Source organism: Mesorhizobium sp. B2-5-4, from assembly GCF_006441095.1.
Taxonomy (GTDB): Bacteria; Pseudomonadota; Alphaproteobacteria; order Rhizobiales; family Rhizobiaceae; genus Mesorhizobium; species Mesorhizobium salmacidum.
On record NZ_VFUR01000002.1, the window covers coordinates 204,397 to 230,623 of the forward strand.

At 62.8% G+C, this 26,227-nt stretch carries 23 protein-coding genes and 1 riboswitch; of the genes, 7 read left to right on the forward strand and 16 right to left on the reverse strand.

Annotated features, from left to right (window positions below; translation table 11 throughout):
- Window positions 1-131 precede the first annotated feature (131 nt).
- Both FJ492_RS03565 and FJ492_RS03570 read left to right on the forward strand, forming a co-directional pair.
- Window positions 132-761, forward strand: coding sequence for an alpha-ketoglutarate-dependent dioxygenase AlkB (locus tag FJ492_RS03565; RefSeq protein ID WP_140768515.1), 630 nt, complete (start codon window positions 132-134; stop codon window positions 759-761).
- Window positions 762-817: 56 nt separating this feature from the next.
- Window positions 818-2,041 (forward strand): glycosyltransferase family 87 protein, encoded by a 1,224-nt coding sequence (locus tag FJ492_RS03570; RefSeq protein WP_140768517.1) that lies wholly within the window; start codon window positions 818-820, stop codon window positions 2,039-2,041.
- A 1,813-nt stretch (window positions 2,042-3,854) separates the two neighbouring features.
- On the opposite strand, the gene FJ492_RS03575 is transcribed toward FJ492_RS03570, so the two are convergent.
- From FJ492_RS03575 to FJ492_RS03585, 3 genes are all read right to left on the reverse strand, one after another.
- A complete protein-coding gene (locus FJ492_RS03575) occupies window positions 3,855-4,517 on the reverse strand; it encodes a hypothetical protein (RefSeq protein ID WP_246673841.1) in 663 nt (220 codons plus the stop codon).
- The gene (locus tag FJ492_RS03580; protein WP_140506823.1) at window positions 4,459-5,559 is read right to left on the reverse strand and encodes a hybrid-cluster NAD(P)-dependent oxidoreductase; all 1,101 of its coding nucleotides are present in this window, start codon (window positions 5,557-5,559) and stop codon (window positions 4,459-4,461) included. Before FJ492_RS03580 ends, FJ492_RS03575 begins: the two co-directional genes overlap by 59 nt.
- Window positions 5,560-5,623: 64 nt before the next feature.
- Complete coding sequence (locus FJ492_RS03585) at window positions 5,624-6,871, reverse strand: aromatic ring-hydroxylating dioxygenase subunit alpha (RefSeq protein WP_140768519.1); 1,248 nt, start codon at window positions 6,869-6,871, stop codon at window positions 5,624-5,626.
- Window positions 6,872-6,985: 114 nt separating this feature from the next.
- Window positions 6,986-7,188, reverse strand: a riboswitch (cobalamin riboswitch).
- A 494-nt stretch (window positions 7,189-7,682) separates the two neighbouring features.
- Here FJ492_RS03585 and FJ492_RS03590 point away from each other — a divergent pair.
- The 3 genes from FJ492_RS03590 to FJ492_RS03600 all read left to right on the forward strand — a co-directional run bounded on the left by FJ492_RS03590 (window position 7,683) and on the right by FJ492_RS03600 (window position 8,470).
- Window positions 7,683-7,889, forward strand: coding sequence for a DUF680 domain-containing protein (locus FJ492_RS03590; protein WP_140506819.1), 207 nt, complete (start codon window positions 7,683-7,685; stop codon window positions 7,887-7,889).
- A gap of 71 nt (window positions 7,890-7,960) precedes the next feature.
- Window positions 7,961-8,164, forward strand: a complete 204-nt coding sequence (locus FJ492_RS03595; protein WP_140716316.1) for a DUF680 domain-containing protein — start codon at window positions 7,961-7,963, stop codon at window positions 8,162-8,164.
- A 66-nt stretch (window positions 8,165-8,230) separates the two neighbouring features.
- Window positions 8,231-8,470 carry a DUF680 domain-containing protein gene (locus FJ492_RS03600; protein WP_140768521.1) on the forward strand — a complete coding sequence of 80 codons (240 nt, stop codon included), beginning with the start codon at window positions 8,231-8,233 and terminating at the stop codon, window positions 8,468-8,470.
- 79 nt (window positions 8,471-8,549) lie between these two features.
- Here FJ492_RS03600 and ugpC read toward each other — a convergent pair whose 3' ends face one another.
- From ugpC to FJ492_RS03625, 5 genes are all read right to left on the reverse strand, one after another.
- Window positions 8,550-9,662, reverse strand: a complete 1,113-nt coding sequence (ugpC, locus tag FJ492_RS03605; protein WP_140768523.1) for a sn-glycerol-3-phosphate ABC transporter ATP-binding protein UgpC — start codon at window positions 9,660-9,662, stop codon at window positions 8,550-8,552.
- Between the two features lie 29 nt (window positions 9,663-9,691).
- The gene (locus FJ492_RS03610) at window positions 9,692-11,356 is read right to left on the reverse strand and encodes an alpha-glucosidase (RefSeq protein ID WP_140768525.1); all 1,665 of its coding nucleotides are present in this window, start codon (window positions 11,354-11,356) and stop codon (window positions 9,692-9,694) included.
- Window positions 11,357-11,360: 4 nt separating this feature from the next.
- Window positions 11,361-12,515 carry a carbohydrate ABC transporter permease gene (locus FJ492_RS03615; protein ID WP_140768527.1) on the reverse strand — a complete coding sequence of 385 codons (1,155 nt, stop codon included), beginning with the start codon at window positions 12,513-12,515 and terminating at the stop codon, window positions 11,361-11,363.
- 1 nt (window position 12,516) lies between these two features.
- Complete coding sequence (locus tag FJ492_RS03620) at window positions 12,517-13,530, reverse strand: sugar ABC transporter permease (RefSeq protein ID WP_140768529.1); 1,014 nt, start codon at window positions 13,528-13,530, stop codon at window positions 12,517-12,519.
- 173 nt (window positions 13,531-13,703) lie between these two features.
- The gene (locus tag FJ492_RS03625) at window positions 13,704-15,059 is read right to left on the reverse strand and encodes an ABC transporter substrate-binding protein (protein WP_140506805.1); all 1,356 of its coding nucleotides are present in this window, start codon (window positions 15,057-15,059) and stop codon (window positions 13,704-13,706) included.
- A gap of 362 nt (window positions 15,060-15,421) precedes the next feature.
- On the opposite strand from FJ492_RS03625, the gene FJ492_RS03630 reads away from it, so the two are divergent.
- Window positions 15,422-16,444, forward strand: a complete 1,023-nt coding sequence (locus tag FJ492_RS03630; protein ID WP_140748919.1) for a substrate-binding domain-containing protein — start codon at window positions 15,422-15,424, stop codon at window positions 16,442-16,444.
- Window positions 16,445-16,695: 251 nt separating this feature from the next.
- Window positions 16,696-17,160, forward strand: coding sequence for a hypothetical protein (locus FJ492_RS03635; protein ID WP_140768531.1), 465 nt, complete (start codon window positions 16,696-16,698; stop codon window positions 17,158-17,160).
- A 41-nt stretch (window positions 17,161-17,201) separates the two neighbouring features.
- Here FJ492_RS03635 and FJ492_RS03640 read toward each other — a convergent pair whose 3' ends face one another.
- The 8 genes from FJ492_RS03640 to FJ492_RS03675 all read right to left on the reverse strand — a co-directional run bounded on the left by FJ492_RS03640 (window position 17,202) and on the right by FJ492_RS03675 (window position 26,216).
- Entirely contained in the window at window positions 17,202-18,638 is a 1,437-nt protein-coding gene (locus FJ492_RS03640) for a S8 family serine peptidase (RefSeq protein ID WP_140768533.1), read from the reverse strand.
- The gene (locus tag FJ492_RS03645) at window positions 18,628-19,296 is read right to left on the reverse strand and encodes an anti-sigma factor (RefSeq protein WP_140506797.1); all 669 of its coding nucleotides are present in this window, start codon (window positions 19,294-19,296) and stop codon (window positions 18,628-18,630) included. The genes FJ492_RS03640 and FJ492_RS03645 overlap by 11 nt, the downstream gene beginning before the upstream one ends.
- On the reverse strand, window positions 19,293-19,859 hold the full coding sequence (locus tag FJ492_RS03650; RefSeq protein ID WP_140716330.1) for a sigma-70 family RNA polymerase sigma factor: 567 nt from the start codon (window positions 19,857-19,859) through the stop codon (window positions 19,293-19,295). The genes FJ492_RS03645 and FJ492_RS03650 overlap by 4 nt, the downstream gene beginning before the upstream one ends.
- 181 nt (window positions 19,860-20,040) lie before the next feature.
- Window positions 20,041-20,880 carry an alkaline phosphatase family protein gene (locus FJ492_RS03655; RefSeq protein WP_140768535.1) on the reverse strand — a complete coding sequence of 280 codons (840 nt, stop codon included), beginning with the start codon at window positions 20,878-20,880 and terminating at the stop codon, window positions 20,041-20,043.
- A gap of 82 nt (window positions 20,881-20,962) precedes the next feature.
- Window positions 20,963-22,549, reverse strand: coding sequence for an ABC transporter substrate-binding protein (locus FJ492_RS03660; protein WP_140768537.1), 1,587 nt, complete (start codon window positions 22,547-22,549; stop codon window positions 20,963-20,965).
- Window positions 22,550-22,767: 218 nt separating this feature from the next.
- On the reverse strand, window positions 22,768-24,423 hold the full coding sequence (locus FJ492_RS03665; protein WP_140506789.1) for an ABC transporter ATP-binding protein: 1,656 nt from the start codon (window positions 24,421-24,423) through the stop codon (window positions 22,768-22,770).
- Window positions 24,423-25,247 (reverse strand): ABC transporter permease, encoded by an 825-nt coding sequence (locus FJ492_RS03670; RefSeq protein WP_140768539.1) that lies wholly within the window; start codon window positions 25,245-25,247, stop codon window positions 24,423-24,425. Before FJ492_RS03670 ends, FJ492_RS03665 begins: the two co-directional genes overlap by 1 nt.
- Before the next feature lie 9 nt (window positions 25,248-25,256).
- Window positions 25,257-26,216, reverse strand: coding sequence for an ABC transporter permease (locus tag FJ492_RS03675; protein ID WP_015314326.1), 960 nt, complete (start codon window positions 26,214-26,216; stop codon window positions 25,257-25,259).
- Window positions 26,217-26,227: the final 11 nt, after the last annotated feature.

Here is a 26,227-nt window from a genome sequence, read left to right on the forward strand (position 1 = left end):
CAACCGCCATTGGCGAATGGAAAGACGAATTCGGCGCACGGCATCTGGCAAAAACCACGACGGCTTTCGGGTCGCCGTTTTCGTCCGCTGGTGGCATGCTGGGCTCCGAACCATTCACATGAGCCAAATCCATGCTCGTTCTGCCCAAGGGCGTACGCCACATGCCGGCCCAGCTGTCCCGCGCCGTCCAGGAGGCGCTGGTCGAGGAGGTGAGGAGCATCGTCCAGCAAGCGCCGCTGTTCGTGCCGGCCATGCCGCGGACCGGCAAGGAGATGAGCGTGCGCATGACCAATTGCGGTCCGCTCGGCTGGGTCACCGACAAGGAACGCGGCTATCGCTACCAGCCGACGCATCCGCTGACCAGAGAGCCTTGGCCGCCCATCCCCGACAGCCTGCTCGACCTGTGGCGGCAGGTGTCGGGTTATGCGAATCCGCCAGAGGCCTGCCTGGTCAATTTCTACACGCCTGATGCGAAGATGGGCCTGCATCAGGATCGCGACGAGGCCGATTTCTCGGCGCCCGTCGTCTCTGTCTCTCTGGGTGACGATTGCCTGTTCAGGGTCGGCCAGACAACGCGCGATGGCGCTACCAAATCGTTCAGGCTGAAAAGCGGCGATGTCGTCGTGCTTGGCGGCGAGGGTCGCCTTGCCTTCCATGGCGTCGACCGCATCTACCCTTCGACCTCGGCGCTGCTCAAAAACGGCGGCAGGATCAATCTGACGCTGCGGCGGGTGACGAAGCCCGATGAGGCCTCCAAATAAGCCGATCTTAACGCGCGTCCCCTATCAAGACTGCCAGGTCTTGGAAAACAGCGCAAATGGCACCAGTCAACCAGACTGCCCCCTTTCGATCCGATATCCGTTTCGCGGCACTTGTGCTGTGCACCGGGATTCTGATCGGGCTGCGTTATCACCTGGGATTGTGGACATCCGACGAGCGCGGCTTGTCCGTGGTCAGCCACGGAATGCCCTATTGGGACTTCACAAACCTGTGGGCGGGCGGACGCATGGCGCTCGACGGGCATGTCGCGTTCCTGTTCGATATGGACAGCTATCGCGCAACCCTGCGGCGGATGTTTTCGCCAGACCTTCCCAACCAGGAGTGGAGCTACCCGCCCAGCATCCTGATTTTCGGCGCGCCGCTTGCGCTGCTGCCGATATTTCCCGCCTATCTCGTGTGGACCTTGGGCACGGTCTTTTGTCTCTGGCTGGCCCTCCGGCCGCTGCAACTGGGCAAGGCTGCCGAAGCAGCCATCCTCTTTTGTCCGGCCGTACTGATCAACGCGGCCTTCGGCCAGAACGGCGCCCTGACGACGGCCTTGCTCATCGGCGGATTGGCGGCGGTGCCGAAGCGGCCGGTCCTGGCAGGGCTGCTCTTCGGCCTGCTGACGGTAAAACCGCATCTCGGCATACTGGTGCCGTTCTGCTTGCTGGCGAACGGCAACTGGCGCGCCATTGTTGCCGCCGCGCTGTCGTCGTCGGCCCTGTTCGTCCTGACCGGCCTGCTGCTTGGCTCCGAGGTCTGGACACTGTTCTGGACCGAGACCCGTCCCCTGATGACGGCGATTCTCGAGGCTCCCTACCCGCAGCCCTATCAGTCGAATGCGGCGACCATGTTCTTCCTGGCTCGTGCGTCCGGTCTGGGACTGACTGCGGCCTATGCGCTGCAAGCCATTGCGACGGTCGCGGCGATCGCAACGGCGATCTGGATCTGGTTGCCATGGCGGCGGGTCGAGCATCGCGAACGGGTCGTGCTCACCGCCGTGCTGGCAACGCTGGCGACGCCTTACGGCTACAGCTACGATACGATCGGCCTAGCCGTTGCCGTCGCCTATCTGTTCTCGACGCGCAACGCCATGCCGAGGATTTTTCTGGCACTGATCTGGCTATACCCGGCTATCGCGCATCTGGTGAACAATGCCGGGCTTGGCATCGGCGTGCTGGTACCGCTGTTCCTGTCGGCATGGATGCTTGCCGACATAATAGCCCGCGAGCGCGGGCCCACGGTTGGCGGCACGCCAGGCATCGACATGCCGACGTAGGACGCTTGGTTGCGATACCATTGGCGAGCTTTGACGTCGGCGCGGATGAGCAGGGTCACCGACCCGTTCTGAAGCAGCGGGCGGTAATCCGCCAAGCTCTTGGCGATTGCGATGTTGTCCCTCAAAGGTATTGGCGCACGCGGCTCCGCCGTCCCGTCGTCGACCACAATGTCGGGCCGTTTCGCGGCAAGTTCGCCGGCGATCGCCGCGGTATATTGCTGGCGCAAGGTCTCCAGATCCAGCCGTTGGGCAGGGTCCTGCGCCAACCGGATGAGGATCTCGGCATCGCTGACCATCCAGGCGGAGGGGTTGCGTGCCACGACACGGGCGCCAGTCATCCGGGCGAGCGGATTGCCGGCCTGCAGCCGCGAGCCGATCGACATGAAGGTTGGATGGTCGATTACGCGGCTGACGGCGACCGCCGCGGCGTCGAGACCGCCGCGTGGCTGAGTGAATGCCAGACCTTGTTGCGCCACGACCAATTTCACGATCGAAAACAGCCCAAGCGCGGCCCCAAACATGGCCGGCAGGGGCAGGCTTCGCAATGGTTTCAACCTGATAGACTGCAGCATCAATGCCAGGACGCCGACTGTCAGGAACGGCAGCGCCTGATACGTCCACCCCTTGCCCATGATGACGAAGGCAGGGACGTAGGCCGCTCCAGCCAAAAGCAGTATTTGCGCATCGCGATGGGGCCGACCGGGATAAGCCATCACCAGTGTGGCCCCTGCCATGGCCGCGAACATAGGGATAGGCCATAGCATCAACATGTCCATGACCGGCATCCGCATCGGCAAATAGACTTGACGCAACAAGGGCAGCACCTCTGCGAAGAAAGGCTGCATGAAAACAGCGAGTGCGATCAGATAGCCAACGGTCAGAATACCACCGACCACACTCTCCGTCGTAAAAAGCGGACGCAGCGAGCGTCGCTGTAGCGCAATCACAAGGGCCGGCAGCGCCAGAGCCAGCACGCTGTAGGGTGGTTTGATCATCACGAAGATACCGGCGCCGACACCGGCAACCATCCGCTCGGCGATGCTGCCGGCACGAAAATCCGCCGTTCGATCACGTGCCGAAAGCAATGCCAGCCACGGCAGCAAGGCGATCACGGCAATCTGCTCGCGCTGGCCGAAATCCGGCGGAAACAGGAACAGCACGACAAACACCGCCGCCGGAATAATCCAGACGCACCGCTTCAGAACCTCGTCGGTCCGTGCAAGAATGCGAGCCGAAAAGCAGACGGAAGCAGCCGCGAGGGCCGCCACGCCCACACTCACCCAAAATTCCGCCGACAGCCCGGTCAGGCGCTCCATGGCGAGGAAAGGCAAATAGAGCCAGGTTGAAAAAGGTGGATTGCCCTCGGCGATATCGACGTAAAGGCGTTCGCCGTTGAGGACACGGTCGCCAACCGTCAGCAGCCAGGACACGTCTACATTGCTCGGCACCACGAAGAGCGAGACGACGACCGCATAAATGGTGATCAACAACGTTGCGACAGCCGGCCCGACGAGTCGAAATACAGCCTTGCTGGATTTGAAGCTTGCCAGCTTGCCCTGAGCAACGAGCGGCGCATTCATGCAAATGGCTTTCATCACCGGAACAACCAGTATCGGTGAGTTTCTAGCAGCCAGCAGTTAAGGGCGTTCTAACCTGGCGGCTTAACGCCACTTGACCGCCACAGATTGCACGGCGCGTCGCTATCGGCCTGGATGCTTGCCGGGATCAGGGCCGCGAACGTGGGAACCGGCCGCAGGCGCGCCGATGCGGCGCCGGACCGGCGGAACGCTGATCCTGACCGTGATGTCCAGCATCATCTCTCCCACCGTCGGCGGGCAAGGTATGGTCTGCAAGAAGACCAGGGGCGGCGGTCCCTCTGGCGGCTCGCGGCGGGTCGGTCCGCCGCGCCATGCTTTGCCGCGCCATGCCCTGGCGGGCGGCTCCTGCCGCAGCCGCCGCTCTTGCGTCTCAGCCGCAACTGCTTGGCAAAGCCGCGCGACAGCCAGGCCAGCCTGCCGAAATCGGTTCGCGGCTTGGCCTGCAGCACCGCCGACCAGCGCGAAAGGCCGGTGAGGTCGGCCATGTCAAGCACGCGCGCCAGCACCCTGTTCGGCACCGCCGCGCCAATATCGAGCGCGAGGTAGGAGAGCGCCGCCGCCGCGGCCACGGCAAGGCCACGCCTGGCGACAACGTCGAGGAACACGTCCCAGTCGACATCGCCGGCGCGAATGGCTACAGCGCAATTGACCAGCCAATCGCTGTGCGTGTGAGCGTCGAGCCCGGCATGCGCGATGGCGATCGCGATGCGGTCCGCAGGCGACGGCACCAGCACGCCGACGCCGCTGAATTGGGCCGCCGCTCGCCGCCAGATCGCCTGGTCGTCCTCGTCGCTTTGCTGCGAACCGTCATAGGGCGGATCAAGCCTCGATTTCCAGTGCCGACAGTGGCTTTGAACAGCAGGCCAGGATGAAGCCATCATCGATCTCGTGATCGAGGATGCCGCCATTGTGGCTCATCTCGACGCTGCCGGAGACTTTCTTCACCTTGCAAGTTCCGCACAGGCCGAATTCGCAGGCCGCCGGTATCCGCACGCCCGAAGCACGCGCCGTCTGCAGCACGGTCTGGCCGGCGACACAGTCGGCGTCGACGTCCGAAAGCGCGAAGCGGATCGGCGTTGCGGCTTCGACGGGGACAGCCACACCGTCCTGCGCCGGCGCCGCGAATGGCGCCGGGATTTCCTCAACGGTCGGCGCGGCAAAGCTCTCCTGATGGTACTTTGCCATGTCGAAGCCGGCGGCTTCGAGCATGCCGCGCACGGCGCGCATGAAGGGATCGGGGCCGCAGCAGAAGATTTCGCGTTCGCGGAAATCGGGCGCCAGCAGTGGCAGCCGGATAGCGTCGATGCGGCCCATATGGCCATACCAGCCCTCGCGGCTCGACCGTTCCTCGATCATGAAGCCGAGCGACAGGCCCGGCATGTGGCCGCCGAGCAGCTCCAGCTCCTTGCGGAAGATGATCTCTTCCGGGCGCCGCGCGCAGTTGACGAAGCCGACATCGGTCCATGGTGCGCAGTCGTTCAGCCAGCGCAGCATCGACATCATCGGCGTCACGCCGGAACCGGCCGAGATGAACAGATATTTCGCCGCCGGATGGCTGTGCAGTGAAAAGTCGCCGCCCGGTCCATAGGCCTTGACGTGCGAGCCGGGCGCCAGGTGATCGAACATCCAGCGTGTGCCGATGCTGCCCACCTGCGCCTTCACCGTCACCGCGATCGAGAATGGCCGCGACGGTGACGATGACAGCGTATAGGTGCGCATCAGCGGCCCGTCCGGTGTCGGCAATTCCAGCGTCACGAACTGGCCCGGCTTGTAGCGGAACCAGGTCTGGTTGTCGGAGCGGAAGGTGAAGGTCTTCACGTCGGGCGCCTCGTCGGTGACGCCGGTCACTTCCAGCACCTGCAGCCTGTCGTTCCAGGGCGCCATCTGGTCGAGATGGCGATAGAGGCCGAGGTCCGTCATCGCATTCATCCTCTTGTCCCTTTTGTTCTGCGCATGCCCAAAACCGCCGTCTTTAGCGATATGCCTAGGCAACGCTGCGCAGGGCCGGCCGGCCGCCTTCGGCAAGCCGTGGCCCGATGAAGGACGCGTACCACTCGACGAACTGGATCACGCCGCCCTCATGGAGCTCCGAATAGGGGCCTGGCTCGTAGGCCGGCGACAGGATGCCGAAGGCGTTTTCCTCGACGATGCGGCGATCCTGGTCGTTGGTCTCGGTCCAGACATGGGTGAGTTCTGCGAGATCGTAATCGACGCCCTCGACCGCATCCTTATGCACCAGCCATTTGGTCGTCACCGCCGTTTCCGTGGCGCTGATCGGCAGCACCCGGAAGGTGACGGCGTGGTCGCCCAGGATGTGGTTCCAGGTCGTCGGATAGTGGTAAAGCAGCAACGAACCGATGCGGTTGGTTGAAACGCTGTCGGAAAGGTTCCTCTCGACCGCGCGCTTTCCCGTCATCGTATAGCTGACGGCATCGCGCAGCAGCGGTGCGCGGGTCGCGCGATACTGGCCGGCCGGATCGATGCGGAACTTGCTCGGCAGGCCGGCCGCTTCGCATTTCGCCCAGTGCGCCAGCATCTCCGGATCGCTGTCGGCGCCTTGCACGCCGGTTACCGTCGGTGCTTCCGGGAAGGTCTTGCAGAGTTCGGGATGATTGCCGGCGCAATGATAGCATTCGCGGTTGTTTTCCCAGACCAGCTTCCAGTTGCCCTTCTCGATGATGGTGCTCTCGAAGGCGACTTTTGCCTCACGCAGCCGGTGCGGCAAAAGGTAGGGCTCGATCATCGCCCGCATCGGCGCGAAGTCGGCTGGCTCCTTGGCCAGGCAGATGAAGACATAGCCGGCGACGCTTTCGCAGGCGACCGGCTTCAGCCCGAACTGGCTCTTGTCGAACCCATCGGCCATCTGGCGGGCGAACAGCAGCCGGCCGTCGAGCTCGTAGGTCCATTGGTGATAGGGACAGACCAGCTTGGCGGCCGTGCCCTTGTCGGAATTGCAGACGCGGCTGCCGCGATGGCGGCAGGAATTGTGGAAGGCGTTGATCTTGCCCTGCTGATCGCGCACCAGCACGACCGGATAATCGCCGATCTGCGCGGTGATGAAGCTGCCCGGCTTGGGCAATTCGCAATCATGGCCGATGAACAGCCAGTCGCGATACCAGATCAACTCCATGTCCAGCTTGAAGTAGTCCGGGTCGGTGTAAAAGGGCTGTTCCAGCGAAAAGTCTTGTCTGCGGCTGCTCAAGAGCCTCAGCATGTCGTTGCGCGCGTCCATGTCCTGTCCTCAGTTTCAAGGACTGAACTGGTGGTGATTGAGGAAGGACTGGGCGCAGATCGGCGAAAAGCCGGACAAACACCATCCGCCTCTTGACCGCCCACCGCGATCAGTCGAGTTCTAGCGATCTCGGGCTGGTTTCCGGGCTCTGGAGTTGTCCTTGCGGACCATCGCGACACCTTCCCAGGCTTTAGCCCAGTGGTCTCCCGTTGCGACTTGAACTCCACCACCGTTGCGGGGGCAGCGCCGGAATCTGACCGGCTTCCCAATTCTCCGCTCCGTCGTCACGCAGCGGCACCTGAGATGCCTGATCTAATCACGACAGGCTTTGCGACATCGGCACGAAAGCGACATCGCATCCATGCGGCGCGACACGCATGCTGGATCGTCACGACAGGCTTGTAGCCGTTGGAATCGCCTTCTGTCGCCAAGCCGCGCCGGCACCGTCTTCGACCCCTTTGCCGGCAGCAAACAGGTTAACAGTTTCAAAAAGTGACTATTAGAGGAGTCTAAAATCGAACCGAACGGTTCGTTTCTGTTGACGGTGCGTGCAAGAGGCTGTGAACGCCGAGCCTCCGACACAGTTGGTGATCAGGATGCTGTTTCAAGGTAACTAGCTGATATCACAAGAGAAAATAAGAGATGCGGAAAGCGCTGGTACAATTTCAAGTGGTGGAGTCATGGTCCACGCTGAACAACTTCGTGATTGGAAACGGCAAGGGTGCTCTCCCACATCGGGGCTGTCCGGACGACGCGATTTAATCCCAAGACACGCCGCTAGATGGACGGAAAAATACTGGAGTACCAAAAAATGAAAAAGATCATTCTCACTGCCGCCGCCCTTCTGGCTGTTTCCGGCAGCGCCTTCGCTGGTAGCGACAATTACGGTTCGAACGGCGCCAACCAGCCTGCTGCCGCGGTGGACAGCTCGTACACCGCTTCCACCTCCACCAAGACGTCGGAGCCGGGTGCTCAAACGCCTGCTCAGGGCAGCGATCGCAACCTCTTCGGCCGCTAACGGCCTGTCCCCACGGACGGCGGGCTTGCCCGCCGATCCGGTAGAATTCAAGAAATTCAGGAGTGTCTAAAATGAACAAGATCCTTATTGCCGCCGCCGCCGTTCTGGCCATTTCCGGCAGCGCTTTTGCCAGCGACAACTATGGCTCCAACGGTGCCAACCAGCCTGCCGCCGCGGTGGACAACTCGTACACCGCGTCGGTCGACAAGTCGGCTCCTGCCAGCCAGGAGCCCGTCCAGCACGGCGCCGATCGCAACCTGTTCGGCAACAACTAACATCTCTTCAAGCAAGGACGGCGCGCTCAGCCCGCCCCTTGAATTCGAAAAAATCGGAGCACCAAAATGAAAAAGATTGTTCTTACCGCCGTCGCTCTTCTGATTGCCGCTGGCAGCGCCTATGCCGGCAACGACAACGTTGGCGACACCGACATCAACAAGCTGGCGACCGTCAACGTCGACACCTCGCATACGGGCTCGATCCGCAAGAGCGAATCGCCCGTCTACAAGCTGCTCAATTCGTCGGGCGACGTACAGAAGTCCGTCCCTCAGGGCGCAGACCGCAACCTCTTCGGCAACAACTAACCAGCCGTGGTAATATACAAAAGAGAGCGGCGGGCTTGCCCGCCGCTCTCTTTTTGCGTTGTCGAGACAGCTTGTGGTCTCAGGCGGCTTTTGCTTCCGCTTCCTGCAGGGCGAACGACCGTCCATCCGCATCGAAGATATGAAGATCTCCGGCATTGGCGGTCAGCCGCAGCGTCGAGCCGCGCTTGACCTCGACATTGCCCGGCAACTTGGTCACCAGCGGCAGGTCGGCACGGCCGATGTCGATATAGACCAGCTGAACCTCACCGAGCTGCTCGAGATAATCGACCGTCCCCTCGAACAGATAATCGCTACCACTGGCGATCGCGAGATCTTCCGGCCGCACGCCGAAGCTGACCGCCGCTCCCTTTGCCGAAGCAGGCGTTGCGATCGGTACCGTCGCCTTGCGTCCGCCGACATGACTGACGATGGTCGGATTGCCCGTCTTGTCGACCGTCGCCGGCAGGATATTCATGGCCGGTGAGCCGATGAACTGGGCGACGAAGAGGTTGCCGGGGTTCTTGTAGAGCTCCATCGGCGTGCCGACCTGCTCGATGTGGCCATCCTTCAGCACGACGATGCGGTCGGCCAGCGTCATCGCCTCGACCTGGTCGTGCGTGACATAGACCATAGTCGTGTTGGGCATCGATTCCTTGAGCTTGGCGATCTCGATGCGCGTGGCGACGCGCAGCGCCGCGTCAAGGTTCGACAGCGGTTCGTCGAACAGGAACACTTTCGGATTGCGCACGATGGCTCGGCCGATGGCGACACGCTGGCGCTGGCCGCCCGACATCGCCTTGGGCAGGCGATCGAGATATTTGGTCAACTGCAGGATCTCGGCCGCCTGCCGTACCCGCTTGTCAATCTCGGCCTTGCTTTCCTTGCCGATCTTCATCGAGAAGGCCATGTTGTCGTAGACGGTCATGTGCGGATAGAGCGCGTAGGACTGGAACACCATGGCGATGCCGCGCTTCGACGGCGGCACGTCGTTGACCACCTGACCGTCGATCCTGAGTTCACCCGAGGTGATTTCCTCAAGCCCGGCGATCGAGCGCAGCAAGGTGGACTTGCCGCAGCCCGACGGGCCGACGAAGACGATGAATTCGCCCGATTTGATGTCGAGGTCGATGCCGTGGAGAATGTTGAGATTGCCGTAGGACTTCTTCACTTGTCTCAAATTGACATCGGCCATTGATTTCCTCCAGTGATTCCTCGGATGTTTCAGCCTATGCGTCCGAACCAGGCGTCGTAACCGCCGAGTTCGACCGAACCGGTGCTCGCCCGCCCGGAAAACCCGTGTCCCACCAAAGGTTGCAGGGTTCGGTTGCCGAGGTCAACCTTCGTCGGCCTGGCGCCCAGATTGAAAACGCAGACGACCTCCTCATTGCCCGCCCGGCGGGTGAAGGCGACGGTGTCGCCCTCGCTTTCAATGAAGGTGATGTCGCCCTTTGCCAGCGCCGGATGGGCGCGGCGGAAGGCGAGAAAGCGCCGGTAATGCTCAAGCAGGGAGGTCTCGTCGCCTTGCTGCACGTTGACCGCCTGTGACAGATGCTTGGCCGGCACCGGCAGCCAGGGTTTTGCCGGGGAGAAGCCGCCATTCCTGGCGCCGCCATCCCACACCATGGGCGTGCGGCAGCCGTCGCGGCCCTTGAATTCCGGCCAGAAGCGGATGCCGTAGGGGTCCTGCAGATCCTCGAAGCGCAGGTCGGCCTCGCCGAGCCCGAGTTCTTCGCCCTGGTAGATGCAGACCGAGCCGCGCAGCGACATCAGCAATGCCGAGATGACCTTGAGATAGGCGGACGGGTCGGCTTCGTCGGCGGCCCAGCGCGAGGCCGGGCGCATCACGTCATGGTTGGAAAACGCCCAGCACGACCAGCCGTCGCTGGCGACCCTGCCAAAGGCTTCCAGCACCGAGCGCACCTTGGCGGCGCTGATCTTTTCCGGCGCCAGGAAGTCGAAGGAATAGCACATATGCACGCGCTTGCCGCCGGCGGTGTAGGCGGCGACCACGTCCAGCCCGCGCTGCGAATCGCCGACTTCGCCGACCGCGGCGGTCGCCGGATACTCGTCGAGCAGCGCCCTGAAGCGCTCGAGGAAAGCGAGGTTCTCCGGCCGGCTCTTGTCGTAGATATGATCCTGGTAGTTGTAGGGGTTGACCGCCGGCGCGGTCTGGTCGTTGCGCTCTTCCGGCGGCAGCGGCGGATTGTTTTCCAGCCCCTGGCTGTGGAAGTAGAAATTGATGGTATCGAGACGGAAGCCGTCGACGCCGCGCTCCAGCCAGAAACGGGTGACGTCGAGCAGCGCGTCCTGGACTTGGCGGCTATGGAAGTTCAGGTCGGGCTGCTCGGCCAGGAAATTGTGCAGGTAATATTGCTGGCGGCTGGTGTCCCATTGCCACGCCGAGCCGCCGAAGATCGACAGCCAGTTATTGGGCGGCGTGCCGTCGGGCCTTGCGTCGGCCCAGACATACCAGTCGGCCTTCGGATTGGTGCGGCTCGAGCGACTTTCCATGAACCAGGGATGGATATCGGCGGTATGCGACAGCACCTCGTCGATCATCACCTTGAGACCCAGCCGGTGCGCCTCCGCCGTCAGCGCGTCGAAGTCGGCCAGCGTGCCGAACATCGGGTCGACGTCACAATAATCCGAGACGTCGTAGCCGAAATCCTTCATTGGCGATTTGAAGAAAGGCGAGATCCAGATGGCATCCGCGCCAAGGGCCGCAATGTAGGGCAGCCTGCCGATGATGCCCTTGAGGTCACCGATGCCGTCGCCGTTGGAGTCCTGATAGCTGCGCGGATAGATCTGGTAGATCACCGCGCCCCGCCACCAGTCGCGATCGATGGCGGGATCTGGTTTCGAAGTCGCCTTCAAAGCCGAGTGCATTGTCTCAACCTCCTTTCACCGAGCCGGCCAGCAGCCCGCGGACGAAATAACGCTGCAGCGAGAAAAAGACGATCAGCGGCACGATGATGGTGATGAAGGCCGATGTCGTCAGGATCTCCCAGTTGCCGCCACGCGAGCCGAGCAGCGCATTGAGCTTGGCCGTCAGCACGATCTGGTCGGGCGCCGTTCCGAGGAAAACCATTGCCACCAGGAGATCGTTCCATACCCACAGGAATTGGAAGATGGCGAAGGAGGCAAGCACCGGGAAGGACAGCGGCAGCACGATCTTGACGAAGATCTCGAAATCGCTGGCGCCGTCGATGCGCGCCGATTCCATGATCTCGCGCGGCAGGCCGGCAATGTAGCTTCGAAGCAGATAGATGGCGAAGGGCAGGCCGAAACCGGTATGCGCCAGCCAGATGCCGAGATAGGTCTTGGACGGCACGCCGAAGAACGTCCCGACGCCGTTGTAGAGCTTCAGGAGCGGGATGAGCGACATCTGCAGCGGCACCACCAGCAGGCCGATGACGACAGCGATCAAGAGCGCGCGGCCTGGAAAGCGCATCCAGGCCAGCGCATAGGCGGCAAACGCCGCGATCAGGATAGGGATGACGGTCGCCGGGATGGTGACCGTCAGCGAATTCATGAAGGAGCGGCCGATGCCTTCGGAGAACAGCACGGTCTGATAGTTTTCGGGGGTGAATTTCGGCGGCGCCGACGAAGCGTAGTAGATGCGCTGGCCCCGATCGCCCTCGAATGCCTTGGGCGAGGCCATGACGAAGCTGCCGTCGGCGTTGAGTTGCAGGGTGACGCCGTCGCCGAGATCGGCTGATGTGCCGGCAGGATACTGCGTCGGTGCCGCCGCCTTGACGCCGAAGGCGCTTATCGCGCGCTTGGCCCCGTCGCCGAAGATATTGCCCTGGAGAACGAACTTGCCGTCCTTTTCTGCTTGTGTCGAGGCGGCCGGCAGTCGCCCGGCTTCTGTTTGGCTGGAACTGGCGAAGGAATTCCACCAGCCCGAGGCGATGATCTGGTCCTTGTCGCGCAGCGACGAGACGAGGATGCCGAGCGTCGGGATGGTCCAGATCACCACGAAGACGAGCACCGCGATATGGACGCCGAAACGGCTGGCGAACGAATTTCCGGTTGCGACGGCCATCTCAGTGCCCTCCCGTCTCTTTGTTGGCCTGGCGAATGTTCCAGATCATGATTGGAATGACAGCGATCATGATAATGATGGCAATGGTCGCGCCGCGGCCAAAATCGCCGCCGCCGCGGAACATCCAGTCGAACATCAGATTGGCCAGCACCTGGCTGTTCCATTGACCGTTGGTCATGGTCAGGACGATGTCGAACACTTTCAGAACCAGGATGGTGATGGTGGTCCATACCACCGCGATGGTGCCCCAGATCTGCGGCACCATGATCTTCCAGAAGATCTGGAATGGGTTGGCGCCGTCGATGACCGCGGCTTCCAGTGTTTCTTCGGGGATGCCGCGCAGCGCCGAGGACAGGATGACCATGGCGAAGCCGGTCTGGATCCAGATCAGGATGACCATCAGGAAGAAGTTGTTCCAGAACGGCAGCGATATCCAGACCTGCGGCTGGCCGCCGAAATACTGGATGATGGCGTTGAGCAGTCCGATCTGGATCTGGCCCTCGCCACGATATTCGTAGATGAACTTCCAGATCACGCTGGCGCCGACGAAGGAGATCGCCAGCGGCAGGAAGATCAGGCTCTTGGCGATCGTGCCCCACCATATCTTGTCGGTGAGTACGGCGATGATCAGGCCGAGGAAGGTGCAGGCCGCCGGCACCACCGCCAGCCACAGGATGTTGTTGCGGATGGCGTTTCGCAGATCCGGATCGCGCAGCGCCCACTCGTAGTTGGCGGACCCCACGAAACTCGTGCCGCCGCGGTCGAAGAAAGACAGCCACAGCGTCGCGATCACCGGGTAAATCAGGTAGATGGTCAGGATGATCAGCGCCGGACCCACGAATAACCAGGGCCGCACCAATCCCTGCCGGCGCAGATTGTTAACGGCGGTCGTCCCGGACACCCCGCGCGCGGGGAAGATCAGGTCGAGCAGTTTGTTGGCGCCCCAGAAATAGGCGACGCAGCCGCCGACGCCGATGATGATGACGAATATTGCCGAGAAAATCTGAGCCGCCATGGGTCCCTCTCCCTGCGCGTGACCGGCTAGCGATGCTGGCGACCGATGCGCTGACTTTCAGTTATTCGGAACAATCGAAACGCGAAGCTTCCGGCATGCACCGCCAGTCGGATCCGGGCCATGGCCCGGATCCACTAGCAAGATCAGGAAGGGTTAGGTCGCGCCGGAGCGGCCTATTTGATGGCGTCCCAGCTCTTCTGGATGTCGGTGGCGACGTCCTGGGCGGACTTGCCGCCGACCAGGTCGATCATGCCGGTCCAGAACGAACCGGCGCCCACCTTGCCGGGCATCAGGTCGGAGCCGTCGAAGCGCACCGTCGTGGCGCCGACCAGGATCTCGCCCTGCTTCTTCAACGCATCGCTGCCATAGGCGTCCTTGTTGGCGCCTTTGAAGGGGGTGACGAAGCTCTTCTGCGCCATCCACAATTCATGCGCGAGCGGCATCTGCAGGAACTTGATGAATTCGCGCGACGCCTTGGAATCCTTGGTGATCATCACCAGCGTCCCGGCCACTTCCAGCGGCGTCCCGAGTTCCGGCTTGGAGGCGTAGGGCGGATAGGGGAAGAAGTCCGCATCCTGGCCAAGCTTCACGCCCTCCGGGAAGAAGGAAGGGATGAACGATGCCTGATGGTGCATGTAGCACTTCGGCGGCACGGTGAAGAGGCCCTTCGGGCTGTCGCGGAAGTCGGTCGCCGCGACCGCCTTGGCGCCGCCGTCGACCATCTTGTCGTCGGTGGCGATCTTGCCGAAGATGTCGATGGCGTTGACCACTGCCGGATCGGTGAACGGGATCTCGTTCTTCACCCACTTGTCGTAGACTTCAGGCGGCTGCGTCCTGAGCATGATATCCTCGACCCAGTCGGTCGCCGGCCAGCCGGTCGCGCCGCCCGAGCCAAGGCCGATGCACCAGGGCTTGCCGCCATCGGCGATGATCTTCTTTTCGAGCTCGGCCAGTTCTTCCTGCGTCTTCGGCACCTTGTAGCCGGCTTCCTCGAAATTGTCGGGCGAGTACCAGACAAGCCCCTTCACGTCGATCTTGTAGGGAAAGGCATAGAAGCCCGGCTTGCCGTCCTTGCCCGTATAGGTGCCGAGCTTGGCCCAGGAGTCGCCGGCGGCGTAATTCTCCTTGACCCAGGCCGCGACGTCGTCGCCGAGCGGGGTCAGCACGCCCTTGGAAGCAAGGTCCTGGATGAGGCCCGGCTGCGGCAGGACGGCGATGTTGGGCGGGCTGCCGGCCTGGGTGTCGATGACGATCTGCTGTTCGTAATTCTCGGACGAGGAATATTTGACCTCTGCGCCGGTGGCCTCGGAGAAATAATCGAGTACCGACCGGACAAGCGCCTCGTCCTCGCCACGCCATGGGCCGAAGATCGACAAGGTCTCACCCTTGAGGTCGACTTTCTTGAGGTCTTCATAATTCGCCCAGTGAAAGTGCTGATCTTCGCCGGGCTTGAACTTCAGTTCGGCCTGCGCGGGCGCGCTCAGGGCGAACGCGGCAGACGCAACGCCCAGCAAAAGCAACTTCTTCATCGGTATTCCTCCCAGTGGGTCACACATACAGGACGGAACCTCCATTCCGCCCGCCGACGCCGCAGGACTGTGACTCACTCGCAAGGGAACCGCAACCTTTCGAAGAGTCTTCCAAAGCGCTTTGGCTTTGCCGATCTCGCCATTGAATCGATCAGGAGTCAAGAGTGCTCGCGAACTAATCGATTTAATTGCCAGCAGTCTGCGCTCGAAAGGTGCGTCGCAACATGCTTTTTTGGCGGTGCAACAGCAATTTCTGTTTCAAAGCGGGCCCCCGCACGCATATGGTCTCCGCGATGTGGCCGCATCTCGGTTAGTGTTTGGTCGGTTCAATCTAAAAGCGCTTTGAGGCAGGGAGGCCTCTCGTGAACCTCAAGCAACTCGCACATATGCTGGCGCTTTCGCAGACAACGGTAAGCCGGGCGCTGAACGGCTATCCCGAAGTCAACGAGGAAACCCGCAGGCGCGTCATGGACGCCGCCAAGCGCCACGGCTATCGTCCCAATCCGAGCGCGCGTCGGCTGGCCACGGGCAAGTCCGGAATGATCGGCTACGTGCTGCCGACGGGTGCCGCCGTCGACATCGACCCCCACTTCGTCGAATTCCTGTCCGGCCTCGGCGACTATGCCCGCTCGCACGAACTCGACCTTGTCCTGTCCCCGACCGACGCCGACGATCAGGAGACGACCTACCGGCGCGTCGTCGCCAACCGGCAGGTCGATGCCGTCTACATCTCTTCGCCCAGGCCCGCCGACCGGCGTGTGGCGCTGGTCAATACGCTCGGCATTCCCTTCATCGTCCATGGCCGCAGCGAGGGCTTGGACTTCGACTATCCCTTTCTCGACATCGACAATGAAGGCGCTTTCCACGAGGCCGCCCGGCTGCTCGTCCAGCTCGGCCACCGGCGGCTGGCGCTGATCAATGGCGATGACGGGGAAACCTTCGCCATTCATCGCGAGCGCGGCCTGCGCCGGGCACTGGCAGCAAGCGGCCTGACATTGAACGATCGCCATGTCTGCTCCGTCGTCATGACCGAGGAGAACGGCTATCGCGCCGCCCGGCGCCTGCTTGAACAGGACGGCGCGCCGACGGCAATCGCCTGCTCCAGCCTGATCATGGCGCTCGGCGTCGTGCGCGCGGTGCGCGACCTTGGCCTCAGCATTCCCGGCGACATCTCGCTGATCGCCCATGACGACGTCTTTCCCTGGCTGAAGCCGGAGAATTTTTCCGTGCCGCTGTCGACGACGCGCTCGTCGATCCGGCTGGCCGGCGCACGCATCGCCGAGCGGCTGGCGGCGCGGATATCGGGACTGGAGGAGGGTGCGCGCGGCGAGGTCTGGCCGGTCGACCTGGTGGTCAGGGGATCGGTCGCCGGCGCGCCGGCCTAGGGTCGCCCCCAAGACAGAGTGCCCTCTTGACCCCGCATTAGCGCGCTTATCCCAACATGGCCGGATGAAAATCGATCAGCCAAACGCGGTTTTCGGCCGGCGCGGGCGCGAAGCCAGCGTACCGGCTGCCTTGGCAGGCCGCACGGTCGAACCGACGCGCACCATAGGCCATCTTGTGTGTCTGCTTGGCTTAGTGGCGTTCCTGCTCACCGGCCGGCGCTGTCTTCTGGACGTTGCCTGGCATCGAAAAAATGAATCTGGAAGCCGGGCGAGCAGAGCGGAAAGTGGTCGAGATCGTCAACCAGCCGATTACGCATCTGCCCCGCTCCGGGCCGGTCTCGGCATTTGCGCCAGGCTGGTTTCACCCGGGCGCCACAACCCCGGACTTCAACAATGTTGATGTCCGTTCCACACAGGAACTCACCTATGAAGGCCATGTCACGTCAGACCTGAACCCCACCGAAATGTTCATCGGAAGTGAACTCGAATTCAACGTCATGACCAAATATTTCTATTCCGATCGAATGCTGCCCAAGAAGCGGTTGTCCAACTCGGAAATGATCGAGATCAATGGCCTTTACCGGGTTATTGGCAGCGATGAGCAGGCGGTATTAATGCGATGGCTGGCAATAATCGGTTTGGCTGTCGTCGGGCTTTGTCTTGGAGTCGCGTTGCTTCTGCTATTCCGTCGAACCCGGCAACTGGCGACAGGTTGATCGGCCGCAGATCGACGAAATCGACGCCTGAAGCGAAAAACCTACTCCCTCACGGCGTCGGCCGCCTTAAGATCCAGCAGCCCGTAGCCGAAATCATTGTCGCGCCCCTTGGGCCCGAGATCTCTCGCCGTCACTGCAAGTGCCTTCTCGATGTCGTTGGCCGAGCGGTCGGGCGTGGCGTGGATGAGGTTGGCGATGGCGCCGCTGACGATCGCCGCGGCAAACGAGGTGCCCGTCACCACGTCCGAGCCGGCGCCGCTCGGTGCCACCATCTCGACGCCCGGCGCCGAGATGAAGACATAAGCGCCGCGATTGGCCTGCGGCATCAGTCCGTCACTGGCGTCGGTGGCCGTCACCGCGATGACACCGTCAAAGGCGGCCGGATAGCCATAGGGCGCCTTCGGGCCGTTGTTGCCGGCGGCGGCGACCAGCACCATGCCGAGCGCCCGTGCATTACGGCAGGCGGCGCCGAGCAGGTCGTTTTTCGGGCCGACGAAGCTCATATTGATGATGCTGACATTCTGGTCCGCCGCCCAGTCGAGCGCCGACAGGATGACGTCCATGGTCGACTTGCCGCCCTCGAAGGCACGCGCGTGGTAGATTTTCGCGCCCGGCGCCATGCCTTCCAGCGGGCCGACGCCGGCAATCAGACCATCGATCGAAGTGCCGTGGTCGCGCTTTTCGATCGGGACGTCGGGCATCGCGTCGAACTGCGCGGCGATGACCCCGGCCAGAGCCGGATTGGTATCGTCGATGCCGGTATCGATGACGGCGACACGCACGTTCTCGCCACTGGCCTGTTTGGCGTCGAGCGCGATACGGTCGAAGGCATAGTTGACGATGCCGGCCGCCTGCTGCAGCGAATAGATATGATTGGGCTCGCGGCGCTGCGTGCGGCCGTCGGCGGCAAGCTGCGCCAGCACGACGCCGACGGGGCGCCCATCGGGAATGCCGAAACGCACCAGCGTGGTGCCGAGCAGCCGGGACTGGCGCTGCGAGCGCACTTCAAGGCCGAAGGAAGCGGCGATCCGCTGCACGGCTTCGGCATCGCCATCGACGGTCACCAACACCTCGTCGGGTACGAAGTCGCCGGTCACGGCGCGTCGCGACTGGACGGCGATGAGATCGGTCGGCGAGATGATCGGGCCACCGGACGGCGAGCCTGCCTGGTTCCCGGCGGGGGCTGTCGCGGGCTCCGGTCGTGGTGTCGGAACCGGTGCAGGAAGGGCGACCGGGTTGGGGAAGAGGTCGACAATCAAGGCGGGCAGAAAAACGGCGCCGGCCTGGGCCGCACCCGACCCACCCTTATCGCCGCCGTCCTTGACGCAGTCGGCCGCGGCCGCCTTGGCCTCGTTGCTGCAATCGATTTTCGTCCGGTCGGGAGTGGCATCGTTGCTCTGCGCCGAGGCAGGCACGGCGGCGATTGTCATCGCCGCCGCCAGGATAGCCGCAAATCGAATGACCGCCTCAACCGCCATCAACAGGTTTCCTTCCCTCGATCACAGCCTCCGCGAAAGGCTGGGCGGCAATAAGGCCCCGCAGTTTCTCATAGTCGGCGGCTGTCGTCGCCGGAATGGCGAGCCTGAAGACGCCGTCGGCGGTCGGCCCGCCGATGATCTTGAGCTTGTTGGCGTCGAGAAAGGCCGCAATATCGGCCATCCTGGCATCCGGCTTGAATTTGATCAGCGCGAACGGCAATTTGGCCAGATCGTCTTGTGCGCCGGCGATCTCGAAATTGCCGCCCTTGCCGCCAGGCTGCACCAGAGACTGGACCGCGATCAAGGCCAGCAGGACCGCTGCCGCCGCCCAGGCGACGCCGACCGGCACCGCCATAAGACGGCCCCAGGTCTGCGCCAACCAGGACGCGCTTGCGGGCGCCCGAACCGGCCCTGCCTCCGCGTCGAGCGCCTTGGCGAAGCGGCTGAGCGCATCGGCCGGCGGGCGGATCGCCTCATTGGCCGCCGCCGTGCCGGAGAACTCGGCTTCCGCCTCGCCGAGCGCCACAAGTGCCGCCGGATCGGTGGCCAGCCATTCTTCGATGGCTTCCAGATCCGAACCTTCGAGCGAACCGTTCAGGTAAAACGGCAGCAGCGTTTCCATTTCGTCGCGGCGCGACATCTTTTCAGCGGCGCTCATGGCCACCCCCTGTCGTAACCGGCGGCCTTCAAGGCTTCGCCGAGTTTCTTGCGGGCGTAGAACATACGGGTCTTGACGGTCGCGACCGGGATGCCGAGCACCTGTGCGATCTCGGTCACCGATTGCCCTTGATAATAGGCGAGGTCGATCACCGTGCGGTGCTCCTCGGGCAAGGCGTCGATGAGGCGGCGCAAGGCGGCGGCCTTGTCCTCCTTCATGGTGACGACCTCAGGCGTGTCGGCGCTATCGGGCACCGCCGCGGCGGCCTCGTCGTCGATCCAGTCTTCCTTCTTCTTGCGCAGCAGCGAGAGCGCCTTGAAGCGGGCGATGCCGAGCAGCCATGTCGAGACTTCGGACCGCCCTTCGAAGCTCGGCGCCTGGCGCCACAGTTCGAGGAACACTTCGTTCGCGATATCGTCAGCCATCATTTCCGATCCCGTCTGGCGCGCCACGAAGCGGTAGACCCGCGCGTGATGACGCATGAACAGGAGCCGCACGGCGGCTCGGTCGCCCTTCGCGACCCGGTCGACAAGCGCGCGATCGGTTTCCGTCGCCGCCGTCATGGCCGGTCGAGCCGCCTGGCTCCTGTCCGCTCTGTCGCCGATCGATCCAAAAAGGTTCATCCTCCGCCAAGGAATTCTGGGAGGCTAACCGAAGAGCGGGACGGTTGCCAGAGCATCCCTTCTCGCCATTTACGGGGAGAAGGTGCCGGCAGGCGGATGAGGGGCGGCGCCAGCCACTCAATCAGGACAGAAAAGCCTTCGCCTTCATCGTCGCCGGCACCGGCACGCCAAGCCGGCTCAGAACCGTTGGCGCCAGTTGCAACTGGTCGAGCAGCGTATCGGCTTCCGGCCCTTCGCCCTGTCCGAAATAATACAGCGCGAAATCCTGCATCTGGTCGTCATGGCCGCCATGGTGGCCGCGGTCGGTCTGGCCGTGGTCGGCGGTGACCATGACCTCGTAGCCGGCTTCGATCCAGCCCGGCAGGAAGGCCGCCAGCATGCCGTCCATGGCGTAGCAGGCATGGTCCATCTCGTGGCAGTCATGGCCGAAACGGTGGCCCATCGAGTCCAGCGTGCAGGTGTGCAGGACACCATAGTCGATGCCGTGGCGCCGGGTGAGCATGGTCAGCGTCGCGAACAGGTCGACATCGCTCGGCGTCATCTGGTTCTTGAGATTGTAGCCGGTCATGGTGTGGAATCGGCCATGCGTGATCGGGCCGTCCGGCTCGTCATATTCCATGTCCTCGACGAGGTCGAACGGGTAGGAGCGGAAGAATTCGGACCAGTAGGAATGGGTGACCGCGCCGGTCTTGCCGCCGGCCTTGCTGACTTCCGAGAAGATGTCGGGCTGCACGACGCGAAAGCGGTTCTCGTTGGACAGGATGCCGTGCACCTGCGGCGACACGCCGGTGTGGATCGAGGCATAGCAGCAGGCCGAGGTCGACGGCAGCACCGAGCGCATCTTCCACACTCGTGCCCCGCCCGACTGCACCCAGCCTTCGAGATTGCCCATCAGCCGGCGCCAGTTCCGGTAGGGAACGCCATCGAGGATGATCAGTAGAAGCTTGGATTGGATCGCCACGGGTTGCTCCATGCGATTGTCTGTTGAAACGAGTGCGCCGCGTGTCGTTCAGACACGCGGCGCTTTCGCTATGAGACAGATGTCAGGCGTTCAGCCAGCATTCTCCCAGCGCGTACCCATCCATCATTTCGCCGATCGGGTTCTTGACCCATCCGCTGATCTTGTTGGTGGCGGCCGCGTCGATGAACTGGTTGAAGAAGGGCACGATCAATCCGCCTTCATCGCGCATCATCACCGCCATGTCGTGGTAGATCGCCTTGCGCTTGTCCTGGTCGAGTTCGCCGCGCGCCGCGAACAGCATCTTGTCGAATTCCGGCCGCTTGAAGCGCGTGTCGTTCCAGTCCGCCGTCGAGACATAGCCGGTGGAATACATCTGGTCCTGCGTCGGGCGTCCGCCCCAGTAGGAAAGAGAGAAGGGCTGCTTGTTCCAGACTTCCGACCAATAGCCGTCGCCCGGCTCGCGCTTGATCTCGATCTTGATGCCCGCCTTTGCGCAGGACTGCTGGTAGAGCTGGGCGGCGTCGACGGCGCCGGGGAAGGCGACGTCGGAGGTGCGCAGCAGGATGGAGCCGCTGTGGCCCGATTTCTTGTAGGCTGCCGCGGCCTTTTCCGGGTCGAACTTGCGCTGTTCGATGGCTGTAAATAGCGGATAGGCCTCGTTGATCGGGAAGTCGTTGCCGACCGAGCCGTAGCCGCGCAGGATCTTCTCAAGCATTTCGTCGCGGTCAATGGCGAGCTTAAGCGCCATCCTCAGATCATTGTTGTCGAACGGTGCGGTGTCGCAGAACATGTTGAACGGGTAATAGCCCCGGCCCGACACGTTCTCGATGCTGACGCCTGGAATGCGCTTGACCAGGTCGACGACCTTCGGCTCGATACGGTTGATCATGTGGACCTGGCCGCCCTGCAGCGCCGCCAGCCTGGCCGTGGCGTCGTTGATGACGACGATCTCGATCTGGTCGGCATGCCCCGCCTTGTCGCCACGCCAGTAATTGGCGAAGCGCTCGCCGCCATGGCGCACGCCGGGCTGGTTGACGGTGACTTTGTAGGGACCGGCGCTGATGCCCGCGTTGGGGTTGTCCTTGCCGCCATTCGGCTGGATGACGAGATGGTAGTCGGCCATCAGATAGGGGAAATCGGCGTCGGCGTCGCCGAGCGTGACGATGACTTCCTTGCCGCTGGCTTTGATGCCCTTGATGTTCTTGAGAACGCCGAGCGCGCCCGACTTCGATTTCTCGTCGGCATGGCGCTCGAGCGTGGCGGCGACGTCTTCGGCGGCAACGGTCTTGCCATTATGGAATTCGATGCCGTCGCGCACCTTGATAGTCCAGGTCTTGGCGTCCTTGGATGCGCCGATCTCCTCGGCAATCAGGTGAGTCAGGCTGTTGTCCGGCATCAGCCGGACCAGATATTCGCCCCACTGCTTGCAAAAACTGTAGGTGACCTGGCTGAGGTTCAGCGCTGGATCGAGGCTGTTGGTCGATTCGCCGCCCTGCAGGCCGGCCTTGAGGACGCCGCCCTTGACAGGCGTCTGTGCGAAGGCCCTGCCGGCCAGCGTCGTGGCCAGCGCCGCCGACATGCCCAGTGCCGCGGTACGGCCAAGGAAGTCGCGGCGCGATATCCGGCCCCGGCCGGCGAGTTCAGCGAGATGGTCGAGTTCAGTTTTCATGTCCTACCCCTTGTTGAAAACAACGTCGCACCAGTGGCGCCCGTCCAAAGGACGTGTGGCGTCCTAGTATTGCATGCGGATGACGGCCGCCATCTCCCCTGGCTGGCGGATCGCCGGCTGGCTAGAGCAATTCCAAAAGTGTGAACGGTTTCCGTCCGGAATTGCGTAAAAACAAAGAGATAGAGCAGTTCATCGTTTCCGTGAAACGGTGAACCGCGCTAGTTCCCCGCGCTGGCCATGCGCCGCCCCTTGATCGCCTTTTCCAGCCAGCCGATCTCCATCTCCGGGACCGATGACAAGAGAAGGTCGGTGTAGTCATCGAAGGGGGGCGTCAGCACCTTGCTTTTCGAACCATAGCGCACCACCTCGCCGCGATACATCACCGCGATCGAATCGGCGATCGACTTCACCGTCGCCAGATCGTGGGTGATGAACAGATAGGCGACGTTCTCCTCCTTCTGCAGTTCAAGCAGAAGCTTCAGGATGCCGTGCGCCACCAGGGGGTCAAGCGCCGAGGTCACCTCGTCACAAATGATCAGCTTGGGTTTTGCCGCGAGCGAGCGGGCGATGCAGACACGCTGCTTCTGGCCGCCGGAAAGCTCGGCCGGGTAGCGGTCGACAAAGCCCTTGCCCATTTCGATCTTGTCGAGCAGTTCGGCGACGCGGGCATCGCGCTGCCTGCCGCGCATGCCGAAATAGAATTCGAGCGGCCGGCCGATGATGGTGCCGACGGTCTGGCGCGGGTTCATCGCCACGTCGGCCATCTGATAGATCATCTGCAGCTGGCGCAGGTCTTCCTTCGGCCGGTCGGCAAGCCGGTTGGCCAAGGGGCGCCCGTCGAATGTAACGGTGCCTTGCTCGGGCGGCAAAAGTCCGGTTATGGCGCGCGCCAGCGTCGACTTTCCGGAGCCGGATTCGCCAACCACGGCCAGCGTCTGGCCGGGGTAGATGTCGACCGAGACGTTCTTCAGCACCTTGACGTGGCCGCCGCCATAGGCGGCGGTCACGTTCTTGACCGACAGGAACGGCGCGGTGCCGGGTTTTTGTTCGGCATGTTCGATCTCGTGCACCGAAACCAGCGCATTGGTGTATTCCTGCCGCGGTTCCTTGATGATCTGGCGGGTGCCTCCCCATTCGACCAGCCGGCCGTGACGCAGCACCATGATCTCGTCCGAAACCTGGGCGACGACGGCCAGGTCGTGCGTGATGTAGAGCGCCGCCACATGGGTGTCGCGGATAGCATCCTTGATCGCCGCCAGCACGTCGATCTGCGTCGTCACATCGAGCGCCGTGGTCGGCTCGTCGAAGACGATCAGGTCAGGCTCCGAGCACAGTGCCATCGCCGTCATCACACGCTGCAGCTGGCCGCCTGAAACCTGGTGCGGAAAGCGTTCGCCGATGGCTTCCGGGTTGGGCAGGCTGAGCTTCTTGAACAACGCGACGGCGCGCTTCTCGGCCTCCGCTCGTGTCGCCGTTCCGTGCAGCAGCGTGGCTTCCACCACCTGGTCCATCAGCCTGTGCGCGGGATTGAAAGCGGCCGCCGCCGACTGCGCGACATAGCAGACCTCGCGACCGCGCAGCTTGCGAAAGTCCTCCTTGCCGCCCTTGAGGATGTCGCGGCCGTTGAGGAGCACCTCGCCGCCGGTGATGCGCACGCCACCACGGCCATAGCCCATGGATGACAGGCCGATGGTCGACTTGCCGGCACCGGATTCGCCGATCAGGCCGAGCACCTTGCCCTTCTCCAGTGTCAGCGAGACGTCGTGCACCAGCGTGATGGTCTTCGGCGCCTCACCGGGCGGATAGACCGTCGCCTCGATGCGCAAATTGCGGATGTCGAGCAGAGGGGTGGACTTTGCCTTGCCGTCGGCCATCACCCGCGTCCTCCCTTCAGGCTTGTCGTGCGGTTCAGCACCCAGTCGGCGACAAGATTGACCGAGATCGCCAGCGCCGCGATCGCGGCCGCGGGAATGAGCGCTGCGCCTATGCCGAACACGATGCCGTCCTTGTTCTCCTTCACCATGCCGCCCCAGTCGGCGTCCGGCGGCTGCACGCCAAGGCCGAGAAAGGAAAGCGTCGACAGGAACAGCACCGCGTAAATGAAGCGCAGGCCGAGCTCGGAGATCAGCGGCGACAACGCGTTGGGCAGGATTTCACGGAAGATGATCCAGACGCTGCCCTCGCCGCGCAGCTTGGCGGCTTCGACATAGTCCATGACGTTGATGTCGACGGCGACCGCGCGCGACAAACGATAGACGCGCGTCGAGTCGAGAATGCCCATCACCAGGATCAGCGTCACCAGGTTGGTTGGCAGCACCGAGAGCACCACCAGGCCCATGATCAGTGTCGGGATCGACATCAGGAGGTCGACGAGGCGCGACAAGATTGTGTCGAACCAGCCGCCGAACACCGCAGCCGAAAAGCCAAGGATGGCGCCGAGCGAGAACGACAGCGCGGTGGCCAGCACCGCGATGAACAAGGTGATGCGGGCGCCATAGATCATCCGGGACAGCAAATCGCGGCCGAGATTGTCGGTGCCCAGCCAATGCCCCGCCGACATCGGCTCCCAGACATCGCCCACAATTTCGGCGTTGTCATGCGGCGAAATCCACGGCGCGAAGATCGCCGCCAGCACGAACAGTACCGTCAGGATAATGCCGATCAACGCGGGGATGGGGATGCGTTTGATATCGAGCATGCCCGCCCCCTATTTCGGATGTCGCAGACGCGGATTGGCGACGATCGCCGCTATGTCCGCGATGATGTTGAGACTGATGTAGACGGCGGCGAAGATCAGGCCGACGGCCTGTACCACCGGCACGTCACGCTTCGTCACGTGATCGACGAGATATTGTCCCATGCCGGGATAGACGAAAATCACCTCGACCACGACGACGCCGACGATGAGATAAGCGAGGTTGAGCATGACGACGTTGATGATCGGTGCGATGGCATTGGGGAAGGCGTGCTTGCGGATGACGTTGAACGCTGACAGGCCTTTCAGTTCCGCCGTCTCGACATAGGCCGACTGCATGACATTGAGGATCGCAGCTCGCGTCATGCGCATCATGTGGGCGAGCACCACCAGCGTCAGCGCCGTCGCCGGCAGCGCGATCGCCTGCATCCGCTCACCGAATGGCATGCCTTCATAGACGGTCGAGATGCCGGGAAAGATCTGCCACTTCACGGCGAAGAAATAGACCAGCACATAGCCGATGAAGAATTCCGGGAAGGAGGTCGAGGCGAGCGCCAGGCCGGAGATCAGCTTGTCGACCCAGCCATTGCGGTAGCGCACCGCGATCAGCCCGAGAATGATGGCCAGCGGTACAGCCACGATCGCCGCCCAGAAGGCGAGGAACAGTGTGTTCCACAAGCGCGACTTGATCGAGGTCGCGATATCCTGCCCGCTCGACATCGCAGTGCCGAGGTCGCCGGTCAAGACGCCGCCGAGCCAATGGAAATACCTGACATAGGCCGGGTCGTTCAGCCCAAGCTGCTCGCGCAAATTGGCCAGCGACTCGGGTGTCGCCGATTGTCCCAAAATGGCTTGCGCGACGTCGCCGGGCAGGATCTGCGTGCCGGCGAAGATCAAGACCGAGATGGCCAACAGAAGCAGGATGCCCAGCGCAATGCGCTGGGCAATTAGTTTCAGGATGGGTGAAGACATCTCTGCAAAGC